Origin of the sequence: Truepera radiovictrix DSM 17093 (assembly GCF_000092425.1) — a bacterium.
GTDB lineage: Bacteria > Deinococcota > Deinococci > Deinococcales > Trueperaceae > Truepera > Truepera radiovictrix.
Genome location: NC_014221.1, coordinates 2490117 through 2510230 on the forward strand (window position 1 = coordinate 2490117; position 20114 = coordinate 2510230).

Genomic DNA, 20114 nt, shown 5'->3' on the forward strand with positions numbered 1-20114 from the left:
GCGGCGGAGACGGTGCTGCGGACGGTTGCGCGCTTTTCCCCACACGCGTGGGGATGAACCGTTGCCGCCGCCGCGCTATCTGAGCCCGTACCCTTTTCCCCACACGCGTGGGGATGAACCGGACGAGCAGGGGCGCGTCCGCTACCTCGTCGACTTTTCCCCACACGCGTGGGGATGAACCGGGGGAGCTAGACGCGGCATGAAAAAGGGCGGCCTTTTCCCCACACGCGTGGGGATGAACCGCTCCAGGGGCTCGGGGAAGTTCAGCCAAACATCTTTTCCCCACACGCGTGGGGATGAACCGCGCCTTGAACGAGCGGGTATCGGCTCTATCTCCTTTTCCCCACACGCGTGGGGATGAACCGGTACAGGGTGAGCACCCTCCCCTCCCCTTCCTCTTTTCCCCACACGCGTGGGGATGAACCGTAGGCACCTTCCTCGGCGTTGTAGAAGAGGGCCTTTTCCCCACACGCGTGGGGATGAACCGGACAACGTGGGCAAGGTGTTGGCTTTTGCCCACTTTTCCCCACACGCGTGGGGATGAACCGAAGTACATCAACCGCGTCAAGGCACTCGGCCTCTTTTCCCCACACGCGTGGGGATGAACCAGTCTCTCTCGCCCCGCCCCCCCGGCATCGTCAGCTTTTCCCCACACGCGTGGGGATGAACCGTTGACGGCTTCAGGCGCGACGATGTTCAGAGCCTTTTCCCCACACGCGTGGGGATGAACCGGGTATGTCGCTGTAGCGCTTGGAGCAGGTCAGCTTTTCCCCACACGCGTGGGGATGAACCGAGATTGGTATGTGCTGACACGTGGCGACACCCCTTTTCCCCACACGCGTGGGGATGAACCGAAGCCGCGCAGCTCACCATCGATATCGCCAAGCTTTTCCCCACACGCGTGGGGATGAACCGTGGGGTGAGGTCGATCTACTCACCGGCTCGCACCCTTTTCCCCACACGCGTGGGGATGAACCGGACCGGGGCTTGTCCCTGAGAGCAAACGTGGCCTTTTCCCCACACGCGTGGGGATGAACCGGGTAGCAACAATCGCCTGCATCAGATCACGTCCTTTTCCCCACACGCGTGGGGATGAACCGGCGCTGGGCCAGAGCGTCGACCCCAACGACGCCTTTTCCCCACACGCGTGGGGATGAACCGCGCGGGGGAGGTCTACGGCGAAACTGAAACCTCTTTTCCCCACACGCGTGGGGATGAACCGCGCGGGGGAGGTCTACGGCGAAACTGAAACCTCTTTTCCCCACACGCGTGGGGATGAACCGGTGCTCCCCGGAGAGAGGAACACCCCAACCGGCTTTTCCCCACACGAGCGGGGACGAAATATCTTCAGCGAGTCTCTAACCGGGCTCACACCCCACACAGGTGAACCTTAAGCCCCAACGCGGCGAACATCGCCGCTTTGACCTGCAACACGTGCTCAGCTTGTTCGGACGGAACGTAGGCCACCTGGATGTGGTTGGCTTTGTGCCGCGCCATCATCTGGTCGCGCGTGACGCCGCGCAAGACCGCGTGCATGATCGGCCACTGCGGCGTCGTCGCCTCCCACCGCCGCCGCGTCTCCTCCTCGGGGAGCGCGACCACCGTCGCCCGCCCGAGGTCAACCTCTAGAGCGCCCCCCTGCACGAACACGCGGCTCCAGATGATCTCACCTGGCTTACTGACCCCCTTGAGCGTTCCGCCCCCCAAAGGAAAGTACATGGGCGGCTGCCGCTCGCTCCGCGCCCCCGCGTAGCCGTCTACGAAGTGCGAGGCGGGGGCCGCGCCGGAGATCTCAAACACCCAAACGAACGGCTCCTCCCCAGCGATCGGGTAGGGCTCGCCCCAGCGCAGGTCGTGCAGCGTGGTCGAGGGCTCGAGCGAGAGCGCCGTCCACACCCGGTTGGTGACAAGAGCGTCCAAGGCGGCGCACTCGTCGACTTCGTTGAAGTGCGGCAGGGCGCGGCCCGGATAGAGCTCCTCGCCGGTCTCGGCGTGCAGCACGGGGGGGCGGTCGGGGTTGTTGAGCAGCCCTTCGACGAGGTCAGAAGCGGGCGTCATGTCTTTGAGGCCCTGCTGGTACTGGATGCCCACGGCGTCGCAACCGAAGCGGTGGGCCATGCGCACGGCGGCGACGTACATCCTGGCCTGCTCCAGAAGCTGCGCTTCGGTCAGCTCGGTCTCGTCGTCCGTTCCCGTGACGAAGGTCACGCCGCGCCGGCGCAACCAGTCGAGGACGGAGCGCGCCTCGCTGCCCCGCACCAGGCGCATCTCGGCGACCAAGGCCGACTGCGACAGGCGCTCCTTGTAGACGCCCAAGGGGTTGAGGAGTTCGTCGTCGATAATGGCGTTGTACATCCCCATGCAGCCCTCGTCGAACACGCCCAAGATGGCCTTGTCGCGCCTCAAGGTCTCGGCCAAGTGGGCGCCCAGCTCGGCCGCTTCCGCTGAGAGGGCGCTGGGCTCGAGCGACCTAACGTGGCTGAGGTCGTGCTCGACCCTTCCCGTCGTCAACCATTCCTTGAGCCCGCGCTCGAAAAAGGGGTCGGTGAAGGTCTCGCTCCACAGCGTGCTGTAGGCGACCCCCGCCTTGGTCAAGGAGCCATTGAGGTTCAGCATCCCCACCAGCCCCGGCCACTGGCCGCTCCAGTTGGCGACCGTGAGGATCGGCCCCCGGTGGTCGCGCAGACCGGCCAGGACGTGGTGCGAGTACTGCCACACGGCCTCGGCGACGACCAACGGGGCATCTTTGGGAACCGTCCGAAACACGTCCATCCCCATGCGCTGCGACGAGATAAAGCCGTGGCCGGTGCGTTCGTCGAAGGGGTGGGCGCGCGTCACCTTGACGCCGTGGCGCCCGAAAGCCTCCGTTAGCGCCGCCTCCATCGCCGCCTGAGCGGGCCAGCAGACGCGGTTGGCCGTCTCGCGCAGGTCGCCGCTCGCGACCAAGAGGGCGTGGGTGATGGGCAGCGTGGGTTGCAGGTCGTCCATGGGTTACCTCAGGTGTCGTGTGCGTTCATGAGCGCGCGGGCGTCCTCCAGAAACGTCTCGGCGGCGCGGGCCGTTTCGGCGTCGTTTGTCAGCTCGGTGAAGAGCGCGGGCGGCAGGGTGAGCGCCCCGACGCCCAGCTCGAGGAGCGCCAGCACCGCCTCGCGCGTGCGCACGCTCGCCACGAGCAAACGGGTCGGGTGCGCGCCCGCGTAGCGCGCCAAAAGCCGCTGCATCCGCCCGATTAAACCTAGGCCGTCCTCCCCGGCGTCCTCCAAACGCCCCAAGTAGGGCGCGGCGTAGGCGGCGCCCACCATCTGCGACCAGAGGGCCTGCTCGGGGCGGTAAACCGCCGTCATCGTCACGGGGACCCCTTCGGCGACGAGCGCCGCCGCCCCCGAAAACCCCTCGCGCGTCGCCGGGATCTTGACGACGACGAACCCGGGCGGCCCCAATGCGGCGAGCTCCCGGCCCGCCTCGAGGGTCTTTTCGGCGCTGCTGCACGGCACCTGGAGGTGCACGGCCCGGGCCCCAAGCCCCTGCACCGCCGCCGCGAAGCCCGGTAGGTCGGCGTAAGCAAGGCCAGCGCGCCGCATCAGCGTGGGGTTGGTGGTGACGCCGTACACCAGCGGGTTGGGCAGCACCCCCCTTAGCACCTCCAAGTCGGCGCTGTCGAGGTACACGTGCGGCTCCGGAGGATTCACGCCTGCCGCCGTTTGCGCAGCTGGTCGGTGTAGACCACCCCGACGATGATGAGCCCTGTGATGATGGGCTGCCAGAAGGGGTTGACGCCCAGCAGGTTGGAGCCGTTGTTGATGGTGGTGAGTAGCAGCGCGCCGATAAAGGAGCCGATGATCGACCCCTCCGCGCCGAAGAGGCTGGCGCCGCCGATGACCGACGCGGCGATGGCGTCGAGCTCGTAGTAGGTGCCCGCCGTGGGGATCCCCACGCTGATGCGCGAGGCGAGCAGGATGCCCGCGAGCGCAGCGAGCGTCGCCGAGACGGCGTAGGCGAGGTAGATCGTGCGGCCGATCTTGACGCCGCTTAAGCGCGCCGCCTCGCGGTTGCTCCCGACCGCGTAGATGTAGCGGCCGAAACGGCTCCGCTGCAGCAGCACAAAGGCCAAGACGCCCACCAAAATGACCATCCAGAAAAGGCTCGGGATCCCCAAAAACGACACCTGCGAGAAGTTGGTAAAACCGCGCGGCAACCCCCCGATGCTCTGCCCGTTGGTGATCAAGAGCGCCACCCCGCGCAGCCCCACGAGCGACGCGAGCGTCATGATAAAGGGCGGCAAACCCAGGTTGTAGATCCCGAAACCGTGGTAGATGCCGACTACAGCGCCCAAGAGCAGCGTCAAGACGATCGCTAAGGGCAGCGGCACCCCGGCTTGCAGCAAGAGCGCCAGAACGACCCCGCTAAGCCCCACCACCGCCCCCACCGAGAGGTCGATGCCAGCGGTGATGATGACAAAGGTTTGACCGAAGGCGACGAGCGCCCCGATGGAGGTCTGGCGCACCAGGTTGCTGATGTTCTGCTCCGTGAAAAAGGTGTCGGTCGCGAGCGCCAACACGAGCCACAAAAGCGCCAAGAGCCCGAAGAGGGTGAGCTGCAAGAGCGTCTTGGGGTCGAAGCGGCGGCCTGGAGCAGTTTGCGGCGTGGTGTCGGTCATAGAGCTTCCTCTGTGGCTGGGGCTTCGGCTTTAAGCGCCTGGGTCTGCGCCGCCCCGAGCGCCTGAGCCAGAATCGTTTCGCTGTCCGCGGCGCCGTGGGGGTGCGTGCCGACAAGACGCCCGTGGCGAAAGACGTGCAGCGTGTCGCTGAGTTCTAACACCTCCGGGAGGTACGAGGAGACCAGGATGATCCCCGCCCCCCCCTTGAGGAGGGCGGCCATGAGTTTGTAGATCTCGAGCTTGGTAGCGACGTCCACGCCGGTCGTCGGCTCGTCGAAGATGTAGAGCTCGGCGCCGTGCAAAAGCCACTTGCCGAGCACCACCTTCTGCTGGTTGCCGCCCGAGAGTTTGCCGACCTGCCGCGCCGCGCCGGGGGTGCGGATACGCAGGTCGCGGATCTGCGCCTCCGCGTTTCTGAGCTCGTCGGCGCGGCGCACCACGCCGAAGGGGCTGATGCGCTCGTAGACCGGCAGGTTGAGGTTGAAGCCCACCGAGAGCGACAAGCAGAGCCCCTGCAAGCGGCGGCTCTCGGGGATCAGCGCCACCCCCCGCTTGAGCGCGTCGGCGACGCTCTTCGGGCGGTAGGGCGCCCCCCGAAAACGCATCTCGCCCGAGGTGGGGCGCGTGCGGCCGAACACGGCCGACAGAAACTCGCTCCGCCCCGCCCCGATGAGGCCGAAAAGCCCTATGATCTCGCCGCGGCGCACCGTGAGGCTGATGTCGTGAAATCCAACTCCCGAAAGGCGCGCCGTCCTTAACAGCACCTCCCCCTTGGGGACGGCCTCTTTGTAGTAGAGCTGCTCGAAGCTGCGGCCCGCCATGTCGCGAATCAGCGTGCTCCGGTCGGTCTCATGGATCGGCCGCGAGGAGATCACCGCCCCGTCGCGCAGCACGGTGACAAAGTCGGCGAGCTCGAAGATCTCCTCCAAACGGTGGCTGATGTAGACGATCGTCACCCCCTCCCCCTGCAGCCGCCGGATAAGGCGAAAGAGCCCCCGGACCTCGCTGTTCGAGAGGTAGGCGGTGGGTTCGTCGAAGATCAAGAGCTTTGTGCCGCGCGCGCTCGCTCGCGCGGTCGCCACGAGCTGCTGCTGGCCGATGGTCAGGTCGCCGAGGCGGCGCCGAGCGGAGAGCTGAAAGCCGAGGTCGTCTAAAAGCGCCTGCGCCCGCCGGGTCATCACGCGGTCTTGCACCAACCCCGCGCGCGTCGGTTCGTCCCCCAAAAAGATGTTTTCGGCGACCGTGAGCGCGGGCGCCAGGGCGACCTCTTGGTGCACGGCGTTGATGCCCAGGGCTTGCGCGTCTAGGGGGCTGCGCAGCTCGAGGGGGCTGCCTTCCCAGATCAAGGTGCCGCCGTCTTTGGGGTGCGCGCCCGTGAGGATCTTGATCAAGGTCGACTTGCCCGCCCCGTTTTCGCCGACGATGGCGTGCGTTTTGCCCCGCTCAAAGACCAAACTCACGCCCTTGAGGGCGTGGGTTCCGGGGAAACGCTTGTCGATGTCTTGCAGCTCTAAAAGGGTGCTCATAGGTTTTGCTGGGGGTCACGGCGCGCCGCAGCCACGCCGTGACCCCCAAAGCGCAGCCCCGTTACTCCCGCGTCTCCGGGTAGAGCAGCGCCTGCACCTCTGGGGTGTCAAAGTTCTCGAGGGTCACGATGGTCACCCCCGTGTCGATCTCGCGCTCGACCTCCTCGCCGCGGGCGGCGGCGACGGCGGTCTTGACCCCCTCGTAACCCATGCGGTAGGGGTTTTGCACCACCAGCGCTTTGATCTGACCGCCCTGTAAAAAGGCGATCTCCTGCTCGTCGGCGTCGAAGGCGACGACGGCGACCTGCTCCTCGAGCCCGCGCTCGGCGATCGCCCGCCCCGCCCCGACGCCCATCGGCAGGTTGTCGGCGAAGATGCCCACGAGGTTCGGGTGCGCCACGAGGAGGTCGAGGGTGTTCGAGAGCGCCTGGTTGGCGTCGTTGTTGTTAAAGCGGTTGGCGACCTCGCGCAACCCGGGGTAGTTCGTCAGACCGTCGCGGAAGCCGTTGTCGCGCGCGGTCAACGAACCCACGCCGGGGAGCGCCGTGAGGATGGCGATCTCCCCTTCGGGCGCGCCGTGCAGCGCCTCGACGGCCTCGGCCAAGGCTTCGGCGGCGAGCTGACCGGCAGCGAAGTTGTCAGTGGTCAGAAACGAGGTGTAGGCGTCCGTGTCGGCGGCCGAGTCGATCTTGATGATCGGCACGCGCTCGGCGGCCCGCTCGATGGGGGCGCCCAGGGGTTCGAAGGCGGTCGGCGCGATGACGATCGCGTCCGGCCCTTGGGTCACGGCGTTCTCCAAAATGGCGATCTGCCCCGCGATATCGGACTCCTCGGCGGCGCCCAAGGTCGTGAGGTTGACGCCCAGCTCCTCGGCGGCGGCCTCGGCGCCCGCGAAGACCGTCTGCCAGAAAGGCGAGGTCGTCGCCTTGACGATCACGGCGATGTCGAGCGGTTCTTGCGCCAGAGCGCCCCCAGCTAGGAGCAAAACGCACACTGCTTGGATGATCCTCTTCACCGGTCTCCCCTTTCGCGGCCGTACCCGTTCGCGCGGCCTCTAAGCGCACGGCAACGCCGTCACGCACCAACCAGTCACGCACCAACCACGCCTCACTTCCCACGCCCCACTTCGCAACGGACGACATCAAGGCTCAGGCACGGTCTTCCACCCCTCACGCCTACCGTCTACACCCACGCGTACCGCTTCGGCAGCGGGCCCTTGCACGGAGTTTGTGTAGGGGCATCATAGAGCGATGGCAACATCTCGTCAAGTCATCTCTGCGCGAAACGGTGCGTTTTTGTCGCTCCGTGTTAGGCGTGGTCAGCCGGGCGGGTCTTTGGGCGACACCTCATCGGGGGAGCGCTCGAGCGCCCCCGCCGGCACCGGCACCTCCCCCTCGAGCAGCGGGTCGTCGGTGTCGCGCATCCAGCGCTCGAGGCGCTCGCGCAGCGCCTCGAGCACCCCGGGCGGCGCGCTGCTCGCGAGGTTGTGCGTCTCGCAGGGGTCGTAGAGGCGGTCGAAGAGCTCCTCGGAGGGCACCGCGCGCTCGCGCCAGCCGCGCGCCAGCAGGAGGCTCTTGGTGCGCGAATCGTCGCAGTTGACGAGCACCGGTCGCGCGCGCCCCCCGAAGCGCCGGATATAGGTGTAGCGCTCCGTGCGGACGCAGCGCTGCGGCTCGTAGGCGACGTGGTGGGTGGACTCGGTGAAGAGGGCGTCGCGCAGCGAGGCGACCTCGCCCCGCACCAAAGGCAGCAGCGAACGGCCCTGCAACCACGGGGGCGGCGGCAAGCGCAACAGCTCGCACAGCGTCGGGAAGACGTCGAGGTGCGAGACGAGGCCGTCGACGACCCGCCCGCCCGTGAACCCGCCGGGCCCGCGCATCAGGAGCATCACCCCGGTGCCGTGCAGCGTCAGCTGCCCTTTCATACCGGGAAAGGGGGGGCCGTGGTCGGTCGTGCAGAGGACCAGGGTGTTTTCGGCCAGAGCGCCGCGCTCTAGCGCCGCCAAAAGCGCGCCGATCCCCTCATCGAGCGCCCGCACCGAGCGCGCGAAGTCGGCGAGGTCTTGGCGCACCGGCGGCGCGTCGGGGAGCGGTGCGGGGGGGCGGACGTAGCGCGGGTCGCCAGTACCGTGTCCAAAACCCCCTTCCGGCATGAAGTGGGTCTCGACAAAGCCGACCGAGAGGAAAAAGGGGCGCTTGGGCGGGTGCCGCAAATACCTCAGGGCGGCGGGCAGGATGTCCTCGGCAAGCAGGCCGCGGCTCGGCAGCTGGCGGTGGTAGCCGATCCGCCGCGCCCCGCCCGGGTCGGGGGCGAGGTGCTGCACCCCCGCTAGCGCCGAGGTGTAGCCCGCGGCGTGCAGGGTGTGGATGAGGTGCGTGCGGTAGTCGCGCAGCCGCCAACCGCGGTGGGCGAGCCCCATCATGCCGGCGTTGTGCGGCGTCATACCGGTCAGGAGCCCCGCGCGCGACGGCGAGCAGGTCGGCGCGGCGGCGTGCGCGTCGCGAAACATCACCCCCTGTTCGGCGAGGCGCTGCAGGTTGGGGGTCGCGATGGGCGCGCCGTAAGGCTGCACGTACCGGCCGGTATCGTGCGAGTGGAGGTAGAGGATGTTGGGCAGCACCGGCGCCTCCTCGTTCGGTCGGGTCTCAGCGTACCGCGCTCGGCTCGAGCGGGCTACTCGGCCGCTCCGGCCGCGAGGTAGCGCTCATACGCCGCCGTGTAGAGCGCCAAGACCCGCTCCAAGCCGATGCGCCTAAGCGTCTCTAGGTACGCCTCCCACGTGTCTAAGGGCCTTTGGCCGGTGATAAAGCCCGCCTCGGCGCTCTGGGTAAAGCGCTCGAGCTCGAGTAGCAGCGCCGAGAGCTCGCGCTGCTCGTCGGGGGTGAAGTATAGCGGGGGGAGCGTGGGCGCCGCGTAGGGCTCTAGAAGCGCCGTCTGCTCCGCGATGTAGAAGTTCAGCGGGTTCGTCTGCGCGAGGTCGATCTGCGCGAGCGCAAAGACCGGCTCGCGGTTGTGCGGCAGCTGCGACCCCGCGTCCGGGGTGAGCGTCGCGGCGCGGTAGAGCTCCGGGTTCTCCCCCTCGGGGTAGAGGCGCGCGATCCCCCCCGACGGGGTGTAGACCCAATCCTCGCCGTAGACGCCGTGCACGAGCAGCAGCGCCCCCTCGAGATCGTAAAATCGGTCGACCCAGCGCATCGTCGCCGCCGGGTCGGGGTTCGTGTGCGAGATCGCGAAGGTGCCGCGCACATACGCCGAGGTGCGCGGCCACATGGGGGTGGCGTTCACGGCAGAGGTGAGCGGGAGGAGCTGGCGGAAGGTCTCGTTGCGCTCCGGCCCGACGACCAGAAAGGGGCCCGCGGCGGTAAAGGCGCCGAGGCGGTCGGCGGCGCCCTTGGCGGCGAGCGCGGTGAGGTCCTGCGTAAAGGCGTCCGGGTCGAGGAGACCGTCACGGTAGAGGCGGTGCACAAAAGCCAGGTACTCGTAAAACGCGGGCTCGGCGGGGACGAAGCGCACGCGGCCGTCGGCGACGTCAAATAGCGCCCTGCCGTAGCCGACCGAAAACCCGAACGCCGCCAAGAGCCCCGGGCGCAGGTCATCGAGCGGCCACCCCTCGAGGCTCGTCGAGCTGATGGGGATCTCGTCGGCCTCGCCGTTGCCGTTGGGGTCGCCCGTCTGGAAAGCGCGGAGCACCTCGTAGAGCTCGTCGGTGGTGCGCGGCATGGCGAGCCCGAGCGCGTCTAACCACGCCGCGTTGATCCAGAGCTTCGGGTACACCCCGAACCCGGCCGTCACAGCCGGTAGGGCGTAGATGTGCCCGTCCGGCGTGGTGATGGCGCGGCGCAGGTCGGGGCGCTCTGCGAGCAGCTGCGCGAGGTTGGGCGCGTGCTCCGCGATCAGCGCCTCCAGCGGGAGCAGAAGCCCCTGCGAACCGTAGGTCACCTCGTCGGCGGGGCTCAGGCGACCGCCGAAAAAGACGTCGGGCAGACTGCCGCTCGCGAAGGCGAGGTTTTTGCGCTCCTCGTAGGCGTCGTCGATGGGGGTGTCGAAGACGAGCCGGATGCCCGTCTGCGCCTCGAGCACCCGGAAGAGCTTGAGCTCCTCCCACGGGCTCTGCAGCGGTGACCTCGAGCCCATCACCGATAGGGTCAAAGGCTCCGCTACCACCCACGTCGCCCTAGGCGCCGCGGCCACCCCCACCGCCAACGCGCTCCACGCCGCCACAGCCCCAGCGAGACACCGCCACGCGCCCCCACCTGCACGCCGACACGGACCCCGACACCAGGCGTTCATGGAGCTATCTTACGTGGCGCTCCCCCCCCAAAAGGAGCCTCGCTCACGCTGCGTCTTCAGCAGTTCTTCATGTCCTGGCGCGTGGCCCGCAAAACGCGCCGCTAGCCGTCTTTCAGTGAACCGACCAGCGTCCCCTGGACGAAAAAGCGCTGCACGAAGGGGAAGGTCGCGAGCATCGGGGCGGAGGCGACGACGATCGCCGCGTACCTGATGATCTCAGCGGCGCGCGCCCGTTCGGCGAGCGCCGCCGCCGCGCTCGGGTCCGCCATCGCCGCCGCCCCCCCCTGCTGCACCAACAGCTCGCGCAGCACGAGCTGCAAGGGGTAGAGGTCGCGCTCGGAGAGGTAGAGGAGCGCGTCGAAGTAGCTGTTCCAGTGCCCGACGGCGTAGAAAAGGGCGAGCACGGCCACGAGCGGTTTGGAAAGGGGCAGCACGACGGTGAGGAAAAAGCGCCACGGCGAGGCGCCGTCGAGCTCGGCCGCTCCCTGCAGGTCGCGGGAGATGGTGGTGCGAAAAAAGGTGGTCGCGACCAAGATGTGCCACGCCGAAGCCGCTCTAGGCAGCAGCAGCGCCCACACCGTGTTGAGTAGCCCCAGGTCGCGCACCAACAAGTATGTCGGCACCATCCCGCCGTGAAAGAGCAAGGTGGTAAGGAGAAGGGCGAAGACGAAGCGCCGCCCCGGCAGCTCGGGCCGCGAGAGCGCGTACGCGCAGGGCAGGGTGATGAGGAGATTAAGGAGCGTTCCGGCAAACGTGTAAAAGAGCGTGTTGCGGTAGCCGATCATCAGGCCGCGGTGCCCCAGAACCTCCCGAAACCCCTCCAGGGTAAACCCCACCGGCCACAGCCACATCTCCCCCGACGCCACCGCCACCGGGTCGCTCACCGAGGCGCTGAGGAGGTACACAAGCGGGTAGAGCGCGCTCAGCACGAGCGCCCCGACCAAGGCACGGTTGCCCCACGCGAACATCCGGTCGGCAAAAGAGGCGTTCGCGCCTACCACAACCCCACCCCCGCGACGCGGCGCGCGAGCCCGTTAAAGCCGAGCAGCAGCGCGAGGTTGACGACCGCGTTAAAGAGCCCGACCGCCGTGCCGAAGCCGATCTGCGCGCCCAACAGCCCCGCTTTGTAGACGTAGGTCTGCAGCACCTCGGAGACCTCGAGGTTGAGCGGGTTTTGCATCAGGTAGACTTTCTCAAAGCCCACACTCATCGTGCCCCCCAGCTGCAACAGCAGAAGCAGCACGAGCGTCGGCACGAGGCTCGGCAGGTTGATGTGCCAGACGCGCTGAAGCCGCGACGCGCCGTCGATCACCGCCGCCTCGTGCAGCTGCGGGTCGACCGACGCGAGGGCGGCTAGGTAGATGATGGCCCCCCACCCGAGCCCTTGCCACTCCCCCGAGAGCACCCACACCGTGCGGAACCAACCGGGATCGGTCATAAAGGCGACGGGGGCCCCCCCGAGGAGGCGCAAGAGGTGGTTGACCACCCCGGTCGTCGGGTGCAGAAAGCTTGAAAGCATGCCGACGAGCACCACCACCGAGATAAAGTGCGGGGCGAGCAGCACTGTCTGCGCGGCGCGCTTTAAAGCGCCGCTACGCACCTCGTGAAGCGCCAGGGCCGCGATCACCGGAAGCGGAAAGAAGAGGAGTTGGTAGAGGCTCAAAAGCGCGGTGTTGCGCACGAGCGCCGGGAAGCTGTAGCTATTAAAGAGGCGCTCGAAGTGCGCCAGCCCGACCCAGGGGCTCCCCCAGATGCCCTCTGTAACACGGTAGTCCTTGAACGCGAGCTGCAACCCGTACAGCGGGTAGAGGTGAAACACCGCGAAGTAGAGAAGTGCGGGCAGCAAGAAGAGGAGGAGCTGGCCGTGGCGGCGCACCCGGCGCAGCGCCTGCGCGCCCCGCCACCGCCGCTGCGCGGGATACCCTAGCGCGCGGTTCATAGAGCACCCTTAAAGTCGGGTAGAGCAGCGTCGGGCATCGCAACATTGTACCGCCGCCGCGCGGCAACCCCCTTGTGCTCAGCGCGCTCGAGCACATATGCTCGAGCCCACAACTGCTCCGACACACCACACGCAGCCTTGGAGGTCATGATGGCTTCAGCCGTACTCCCCGAAGACCCCCTCACCCCCGACCCGGACCCCACGTGGGACGACCCCAACGACGACACGATCGATGACCCGGATCCTTTAGACCCACCTATCGAGGAGCCTGACCCCGCAGACCCGCCGGTCGAGGAGCCACCCCCCGGTTGGGGCGCTTAAGATGCGGCGGTCAGGTCTCCACTTCGGCGCCATGAGGTTGGCGTCTCCCACAGCGCCTTAGGTCAGCACGTAACAAGCGAGTTGCCGCGCAGGGACTCATATGGGTCGGTGCGCTCGTTGGGGCGCCGCGGCGCAGCGCGCCCATTGGCGGCCCGCAGCAGCGGTTTGGTCTCGGCGTTCATGCTCGCATAGTGTGCCCGCGCGCGGTGGGCAAAAGAAAAGCCCGGCCCGCGCCGGGCTCATGGGGGTTAGGCGGCCTGTGTTGGTCGCGGCGCTAAATGGCGCAGCCCCCACAGCATCACGTCGGCCGGGTGGGCGCCTCTTAGTCCTGCCTCGGGGCAATCCACGGCGGGTAACTCGAGTGCCCGCAAAAAGGCGTAGTCCTCGAGGAAGCGTGTGGGCTGATCGTGCCAGAGGCCGACAAACGCCTCGCTCTCGTCGTCGCGGTAGACCTCAAGGGCGCCGCTGGGCGCGTAGCTACTGGTCTCGTCAGCAAAGGTGGGGCGAGGATCGTCAGCGTCGCGCGTCCACAGCGTCAACAGACCGCCGTCGTGCACATCTGCGAACTTGACATGAGCTGTCAGGGCCATAAAATCCTTCTGTCGCTCATTATAGCGCGTTTTAGGTGCAGCGACTTGACAAAGCTATACTCGCGCGCGTCGGTCGCAAAAAATACCACGACCTTAACGAACCGCACCCGCTTAGAGGGGCCGATGAGGTCGCCCAAGGAGGCTGTGGTGCGAAAAAAGCGCACGGCGCGCGCTTGATCGTTTTCCTGCAGCACCGTGACGTGCGGGTCAAGGTCCTCGAGGGTGGTGCGCAAGATGGCGCGCGGATCGCGCAGCACGGCGTGCTTCTGCAGATCGTCATGGTAGCTGTCTATCTCGTACCAGACGCTGCGGTAGGGGCAGCGGCGCAGGCGCTGCAGCCATTCAGGCACCTCAGCCACCTTGAGGAGATCGCACTCACGCCCGCTGGCCTCCCGGAAGCGCACCGCTGCACCCACCGGGGCGTCATCGGGGAGTTCGTTCACGCCGTTCACCCTAACCCAATAGCTCTGCACCACGCGGTCCACGCGCACGCGCTTGATCTTGCGGTAGCTTGCCTTAGCAAACACTGCCGAGGCGCGCAGCGCGAGCCTAGGCATCCTGCAGCCCCTGCGCGCGCCTCGCCTCGCGGGTGTGCTCGGGCACCCCCGCAAACGAGTTGGGAGAGAGCTCCGGTTCATCCCCACGTGTGTGGGGAATAGGACTGGCTCAATCTTGACAAAAGGGGATGAACCGGTTCATCCCCACGTGTGTGGGGAATAGCTCGACGAATCGCTGGAGCACGCCTGGATTGCCGGTTCATCCCCACGTGTGTGGGGAATAGTCCGAAGGCGGCATTTCGCAACTGGGGCTCTTTCGGTTCATCCCCACGTGTGTGGGGAATAGCTAGCACATGCGCTGCACGGCCTATCAGTGTCCGGTTCATCCCCACGTGTGTGGGGAATAGAATTCGCTCCCTTTGACGAGGTCGTCAAGGTCCGGTTCATCCCCACGTGTGTGGGGAATAGGCGGATCAACTCCAGCGGGCGAACCAGGCGCTCTGGTTCATCCCCACGTGTGTGGGGAATAGGAGCATGGCCTCGTAGTGACGGCCGAGCTTGCGGTTCATCCCCACGTGTGTGGGGAATAGGCCGTGCAGAGCGCTAGTCACCATAAAGCCATCGGTTCATCCCCACGTGTGTGGGGAATAGTGAGAGGCTAGGATGTGTATGGCGGCCAGCTCCGGTTCATCCCCACGTGTGTGGGGAATAGGAGTTTACCAACGCCTATCTGGTCGGCACCCACGGTTCATCCCCACGTGTGTGGGGAATAGGAGCCAGGTGATCATGGCGTGCTCACCCGCCTCGGTTCATCCCCACGTGTGTGGGGAATAGTTTGACGCCTGTGACCTGTGGAGCGCTTCGTTCGGTTCATCCCCACGTGTGTGGGGAATAGATGCCCCTACTGACTCGCTCGGAAGGTTAAGGCGGTTCATCCCCACGTGTGTGGGGAATAGAGCCAGACCGGTGCGCTTATCCATCCGCCCAACGGTTCATCCCCACGTGTGTGGGGAATAGGCATACCTTATGCACCACACCGACCCGCGCCGCTGGTTCATCCCCACGTGTGTGGGGAATAGGATGACGCGCTGCACGCCGGTGAGCACGCCGGTCGGTTCATCCCCACGTGTGTGGGGAATAGTGCTTTAGCCCTGTTGAAAATCACGCTGTTTGCGGTTCATCCCCACGTGTGTGGGGAATAGTAGCCCCCGATACCGAGCAAGTTGCTGACGCCCGGTTCATCCCCACGTGTGTGGGGAATAGGTCGTCTAGGAAGAGCTGCACAACCTCACCACCGGTTCATCCCCACGTGTGTGGGGAATAGGGCGAGCCGCTCCAACGCCTCCACCCCCTGGACGGTTCATCCCCACGTGTGTGGGGAATAGGTTAACCTTGTCTATCCTGGTGTCGCTCCTCGCGGTTCATCCCCACGTGTGTGGGGAATAGGTGTGGCAGTGACCACACCCTAGGCGAGCGCATCGGTTCATCCCCACGTGTGTGGGGAATAGTTGGCTCCAGGTCTCGAGCTGGCCCTGGAGCGCGGTTCATCCCCACGTGTGTGGGGAATAGGCAACGTAAACCGGAACGGTTCCCCGAACTCCGCGGTTCATCCCCACGTGTGTGGGGAATAGGGTTAGGTACGTCCGGGTTGGAAGCCCGATTTTCGGTTCATCCCCACGTGTGTGGGGAATAGGAGGTCAACCGGACGCCTGTGGGTGGCGTCGTAGGTTCATCCCCACGTGTGTGGGGAATAGCGCGGGTGGTGCATCTGCATGTCCTCATGGACCGGTTCATCCCCACGTGTGTGGGGAATAGCACAACCCACTTGGCCTTATCGCCTTGACCCTGCGGTTCATCCCCACGTGTGTGGGGAATAGCTTAGCCCACCCGCGCGGCGGGAAGGCTAAGTACGGTTCATCCCCACGTGTGTGGGGAATAGCACAACCCACTTGGCCTTATCGCCTTGACCCTGCGGTTCATCCCCACGTGTGTGGGGAATAGCTTAGCCCACCCGCGCGGCGGGAAGGCTAAGTACGGTTCATCCCCACGTGTGTGGGGAATAGTCGCGCGGGTCCACGTAGGGGAGCGCCTGAGCCGGTTCATCCCCACGTGTGTGGGGAATAGGGCCTGCTCGTCGCTCACCGCCCGGGCCGCCTCGGTTCATCCCCACGTGTGTGGGGAATAGCCGTGGCGTGACGCGCTCATCGACCGGCGAATCGGTTCATCCCCACGTGTGTGGGGAATAGCGCTGAACGCCTGCCCGAAGGGAGGAAACGACCGGTTCATCCCCACGTGTGTGGGGAATAGCGCGCCCCACCACTCCTTTTCAGGCCGGAAAGCGGTTCATCCCCACGTGTGTGGGGAATAGCGGTACGGGCTCAGATAGCGCGGCGGCGGCAACGGTTCATCCCCACGTGTGTGGGGAATAGGCAGATTGAGCACGTGAGAGCGCACGCTGGGCGCGGTTCATCCCCACGTGTGTGGGGAATAGACCCGAGCAATCATGGCCGAGCTGCCCGACTCCGGTTCATCCCCACGTGTGTGGGGAATAGGGCGGGCGGGAACACCAGCAGCGCCGCCGCGCCGGTTCATCCCCACGTGTGTGGGGAATAGCCCGTTCCCAGCCGTCATCAGGTGGTGGAACGCGGTTCATCCCCACGTGTGTGGGGAATAGACCGTCAACGACCTCGACGGCGAGGTGGTCAACGGTTCATCCCCACGTGTGTGGGGAATAGCGCGTTCTGATCGGGTCTCTAGCCTACTACTACGGTTCATCCCCACGTGTGTGGGGAATAGGTTGTAGTGGGCGCCGAATTTGTCTTTCAAGAGGGTTCATCCCCACGTGTGTGGGGAATAGGCCCGCCGGTGGGTAGGGGCTCTTGAGCCCCTACGGTTCATCCCCACGTGTGTGGGGAATAGGGCAAAAAACTGCTCCGGAGGTTCTCATGTCCCGGTTCATCCCCACGTGTGTGGGGAATAGCCCGTCCTGTTGGGGGTCGCTGTGCGTGGTCGCGGTTCATCCCCACGTGTGTGGGGAATAGACCGTTCACATCCCTCCCGTACCGGGTACCGACGGTTCATCCCCACGTGTGTGGGGAATAGTTCATCGACTTTACAAGAACACCGCTGCACGACGGTTCATCCCCACGTGTGTGGGGAATAGGAGGATGGATGATGATGAAAGCTGTCGCCACGCGGTTCATCCCCACGTGTGTGGGGAATAGGCTTGCGGCTCATCCTGTGACAGCTCTTGCAGCGGTTCATCCCCACGTGTGTGGGGAATAGCAGTGCTGGCCCAACCCGCGAGCACTGGAGCTCGGTTCATCCCCACGTGTGTGGGGAATAGGGGATGCGCATGCCGTCGCCGTTGACAAGCGCCGGTTCATCCCCACGTGTGTGGGGAATAGGATGCTCGACCTCCTCGGGGGGGCGTGCGACGGCGGTTCATCCCCACGTGTGTGGGGAATAGTCCATCTCGGAAGTTGAAAGGAGACGAGCGGGCGGTTCATCCCCACGTGTGTGGGGAATAGGTCGTAATCCCTGGCCGGTTTTATCCGACAAGCGGTTCATCCCCACGTGTGTGGGGAATAGGCCCGAGACCTCTGAGTCGGTGCCGGTGAGCATCGGTTCATCCCCACGTGTGTGGGGAATAGACTAGACCCAGACGCTAAAAACGCGCGAAAAGGGCTCGGAAGTATCCAAGAGGTCTCGTTGTCAAGGTTCTCGGCATGTGGCGCACCACGCTGCCACAGTAGCACAGCGATCAGCTTGCTGGCTCGACAAACATCTGCTCCCACTTGGCGTTCTTGACGGTGACGAGCATAAGCCCGTCAAAGTCACGAATGCTTCGGTTGCTGTCGCCGTGCATGCGGATGGCGTAGCCCTGCTCGTTGTTGGTGCGGTAAAGCTGACAGCAACGGCCGGCGCGGCTCTTCTCAACGCACTTGTCCCACAGCAAGTCGCGCACCATCGCGCTCATCGAGCCGACGAAGACGCCGGTTGAGACCTCGAGCATCCAGCGCGTCAGCTCACCCCTCAGGCTCTTGGGCACCTTCTCCAGCACCATCACCACCATAGATGACACCTCCGGCGACATTTCCCGCGGGGTCCCACAGCTCGCCGGGTTTTGAAGGGTCGTCGGCGTAGGGGTCGGGAAGTTCGAGGTCATCAAAGAGCGCATGTAAGTCGGCAACGACACGCTCCAAGAGCTTTACCTCGCGCAGCTGATCACGCAGGGTGTGGCGCACCCGCCGCTCGACCCCTTCGGATGACTCGGCGACCACCTTAAACGCTGTGGGGATGAGCGTTTCAGCCTTGTAGAGGTCGGCGATGTCGTAGACGAATGAGAGCTGTTTGCCGGTGTGGATAAAGCCCAAAGCTGGGCTATAGCCGGCGCTGACGATGGCGGCGTGGCAGAGTCCGTAAAGGCAGGCGGCTCCGGCGCTGATGGCACGGTTGATGGGGTCGGCTTGCGTCCAGTTGCCGCGGCTATAGTTGCGCCCATACCAGGGAACGCCGGTCTCGCGGCTCCAGTAGGCGTAGGTATCGCGTACCCGCACCCCCTCGTAGCCGCGGATCTGCTGCAGGGTGAGGCCTTCGGGCAAGGGCTCGGGGAAGCGCAGGGCGTAAAGCCGCTTGACGACCCTTAGCCTGGTGTCGTGGTCGCTGTAGGCGGCCACCTGCCGCAACAGGTGTTGGGTGCTGCGCGTCTCACCCAGGCCGCAGGCGTAAAAGCGCACCATCTCCTCGCCCACCCAAAAGACGCTGCAGCCGTTATTGGCAAGCGCGCGAATCGCCGCGTGGGTGACGCTGGTGCCGGGCCCGAGCATCAGCACCCCCAAAGCGGCAGCGGGTACGGCGGTCATGCCGTCTGGGCCGTAGTGGGCGATCGCTTGATCCTCTTGCTCGATACGGCCGTGCTCGAGGTAGAGGTAGCTCAGCCCATCGCGGAACTTGGGCAGCTCTTTGAGGTTTTGGGTGGTGTAGGGCACCGTTTACCCCCTAGCGACCGAAAGCAGCCCGCAGCCGAGCGCTTTGGCGTGGCCGAGGCCGCACTCGAGGGTAGTTAAAAAAGCGTCGACATCGGTGACGCGCAGGTGACCGTCGTAGGTGACGCTCTGCAGGGTGATGCGGTGCCCCGCTCGTCCGTCCTTTGGGGGTTTGTGCGCGCTGACGCGCTCGCTGCTCGTGACCATAGCGCCAAGCACCGCAAAGCCGCCGCGCTCGCCCTGCCGGTAGAGCCAAGCGAGCTGCGCTTCCAGGGTGACGAGCCCTAAGCGCTTCCGTTTGCCCTTTTGGGGGTCGAGCTTGGTGACCGTCGGGTTGGCGCGCAGGCGAAAGCGCAGCAGCTGGCCAGCCTTAAAGGTGGGCTCAAACGGTTTGGGACTTTGGGCGTCGAGCGTCGCGTAATCGGGGTGGCGGCTAAAGAGCGCTGGCCAGTCGGGGGGGGTGAGGCTTTGCACGAGCAGGACCGCTTCGCGCCGGCTCTGCTCGAGCCGCCACAGCGGGCGCCCGCCCTCGCGACCGGCAAAGGCCCACGACAGCGTAGCGTGCATCTCGTAAGGGTTGGCAAGGTCGCGCCGGGCTTGTTTGGCGCGGGGGTTAAGCTGGAGCTTGCTCAGGTACATAGGGCACCTCGATAGAGTCTGCAACAACGTAGCGGGCGCCAAAGCGGCGCTCAGCAAAGGCCCCTAAGGGTTGATCCATCCGTAAGGAGCCGCTACCGTCGTCGCTCTCGAGCCACACGGGCAGGCGTTGCGATGCCAGCGGGTTGCCGTCTTGGTCGCTTGACCATCGCTGTCCTATAAAGGGATACCCGAGGGCGTCGCGCAACGGTTCGTCGCGCAGCCCATCTTTGAGGTAAACCCCTGGGCTAGGCAGATAGCCCTTGCGCCCCAAGTACAGCGGCCAGGTTGGATGGCGAAGGGCCCGGTGGGCCCTCGCCAACAATGGTTGGTCATCCCCTTCAAGGCCAACCAAAAAGGCGGCGTCTGAGAGGTAGTAACGCCTGGAAATGGTCGTTGGGTGCACCTTGGATTCGTCAGCGGCGATCACGTTTTGGGCTGTTTGGTAGTCGTAGCGCAACACCCCCGGCTGGTCGACGCGCACCCCCATGCGCAGTGCAGCAAGCTCTAACACGGGCTCGAGCGCCTCGCGGTAAATCCCCATCGCAGCACAGAGCAGCCCAATGACCCCGCTTTTCGAAGGGATAAGGTCGCTGTCGCGTTCGTCGAAGCGGCTTTTAGTGCCCCAGGACTGCATGGGGCCAGCGAGCCGTAAGAGCAAGGTCGGCAC

At 65.6% G+C, this 20114-nt stretch carries 16 protein-coding genes and 2 CRISPR repeat arrays (1 of these 18 only partly in view); of the genes, 1 reads left to right on the plus strand and 15 read right to left on the minus strand.

The window, feature by feature from the left end:
• Positions 1-1283: direct repeats of the CRISPR family, unit length 29 nt; unit sequence CTTTTCCCCACACGCGTGGGGATGAACCG; it begins 212 nt to the left of the window's first position.
• Positions 1284-1368: 85 nt separating this feature from the next.
• From TRAD_RS11405 to TRAD_RS11445, 9 genes are all read right to left on the minus strand, one after another.
• A complete protein-coding gene (locus TRAD_RS11405) occupies positions 1369-2988 on the minus strand; it encodes a fucose isomerase (protein WP_013178765.1) in 1620 nt (539 codons plus the stop codon).
• 8 nt (positions 2989-2996) lie between these two features.
• Positions 2997-3689: a transaldolase family protein gene (locus TRAD_RS11410; protein WP_041947267.1), complete on the minus strand. Its 693-nt coding sequence runs from the start codon at positions 3687-3689 to the stop codon at positions 2997-2999.
• On the minus strand, positions 3686-4657 hold the full coding sequence (locus tag TRAD_RS11415; protein WP_013178767.1) for an ABC transporter permease: 972 nt from the start codon (positions 4655-4657) through the stop codon (positions 3686-3688). The genes TRAD_RS11410 and TRAD_RS11415 overlap by 4 nt, the downstream gene beginning before the upstream one ends.
• Entirely contained in the window at positions 4654-6183 is a 1530-nt protein-coding gene (locus tag TRAD_RS11420) for a sugar ABC transporter ATP-binding protein (RefSeq protein WP_013178768.1), read from the minus strand. Before TRAD_RS11420 ends, TRAD_RS11415 begins: the two co-directional genes overlap by 4 nt.
• 61 nt (positions 6184-6244) lie before the next feature.
• On the minus strand, positions 6245-7198 hold the full coding sequence (locus tag TRAD_RS11425; protein WP_013178769.1) for an ABC transporter substrate-binding protein: 954 nt from the start codon (positions 7196-7198) through the stop codon (positions 6245-6247).
• A 303-nt stretch (positions 7199-7501) separates the two neighbouring features.
• On the minus strand, positions 7502-8803 hold the full coding sequence (locus tag TRAD_RS11430; RefSeq protein WP_013178770.1) for a sulfatase family protein: 1302 nt from the start codon (positions 8801-8803) through the stop codon (positions 7502-7504).
• A gap of 53 nt (positions 8804-8856) precedes the next feature.
• The gene (locus TRAD_RS11435; protein ID WP_185095165.1) at positions 8857-10347 is read right to left on the minus strand and encodes an ABC transporter substrate-binding protein; all 1491 of its coding nucleotides are present in this window, start codon (positions 10345-10347) and stop codon (positions 8857-8859) included.
• 227 nt (positions 10348-10574) lie between these two features.
• Complete coding sequence (locus tag TRAD_RS11440) at positions 10575-11474, minus strand: carbohydrate ABC transporter permease (RefSeq protein WP_013178772.1); 900 nt, start codon at positions 11472-11474, stop codon at positions 10575-10577.
• On the minus strand, positions 11468-12412 hold the full coding sequence (locus TRAD_RS11445; RefSeq protein WP_013178773.1) for an ABC transporter permease: 945 nt from the start codon (positions 12410-12412) through the stop codon (positions 11468-11470). The genes TRAD_RS11440 and TRAD_RS11445 overlap by 7 nt, the downstream gene beginning before the upstream one ends.
• Positions 12413-12562: 150 nt before the next feature.
• Between TRAD_RS11445 and TRAD_RS16370 the strand changes: the two genes are divergently transcribed.
• Positions 12563-12733: a hypothetical protein gene (locus TRAD_RS16370; protein WP_013178774.1), complete on the plus strand. Its 171-nt coding sequence runs from the start codon at positions 12563-12565 to the stop codon at positions 12731-12733.
• Positions 12734-12981: 248 nt separating this feature from the next.
• On the opposite strand, the gene TRAD_RS11450 is transcribed toward TRAD_RS16370, so the two are convergent.
• The 6 genes from TRAD_RS11450 to cas5e form a co-directional block, all read right to left on the minus strand.
• Positions 12982-13323 carry a hypothetical protein gene (locus tag TRAD_RS11450; protein ID WP_013178775.1) on the minus strand — a complete coding sequence of 114 codons (342 nt, stop codon included), beginning with the start codon at positions 13321-13323 and terminating at the stop codon, positions 12982-12984.
• Positions 13314-13880, minus strand: a complete 567-nt coding sequence (locus TRAD_RS11455; RefSeq protein ID WP_013178776.1) for a hypothetical protein — start codon at positions 13878-13880, stop codon at positions 13314-13316. The genes TRAD_RS11450 and TRAD_RS11455 overlap by 10 nt, the downstream gene beginning before the upstream one ends.
• A 73-nt stretch (positions 13881-13953) precedes the next feature.
• A CRISPR array of direct repeats spans positions 13954-17473; the repeat unit is 29 nt; unit sequence CGGTTCATCCCCACGTGTGTGGGGAATAG.
• 110 nt (positions 17474-17583) lie between these two features.
• Positions 17584-17895, minus strand: coding sequence for a type I-E CRISPR-associated endoribonuclease Cas2e (gene cas2e / locus TRAD_RS11460; protein ID WP_013178777.1), 312 nt, complete (start codon positions 17893-17895; stop codon positions 17584-17586).
• Positions 17849-18811 (minus strand): type I-E CRISPR-associated endonuclease Cas1e, encoded by a 963-nt coding sequence (gene cas1e, locus TRAD_RS11465; RefSeq protein WP_013178778.1) that lies wholly within the window; start codon positions 18809-18811, stop codon positions 17849-17851. Before cas1e ends, cas2e begins: the two co-directional genes overlap by 47 nt.
• Before the next feature lie 3 nt (positions 18812-18814).
• Complete coding sequence (gene cas6e, locus TRAD_RS11470; RefSeq protein WP_013178779.1) at positions 18815-19447, minus strand: type I-E CRISPR-associated protein Cas6/Cse3/CasE; 633 nt, start codon at positions 19445-19447, stop codon at positions 18815-18817.
• Positions 19422-20114: a type I-E CRISPR-associated protein Cas5/CasD gene (cas5e, locus tag TRAD_RS11475; RefSeq protein WP_013178780.1), complete on the minus strand. Its 693-nt coding sequence runs from the start codon at positions 20112-20114 to the stop codon at positions 19422-19424. The genes cas6e and cas5e overlap by 26 nt, the downstream gene beginning before the upstream one ends.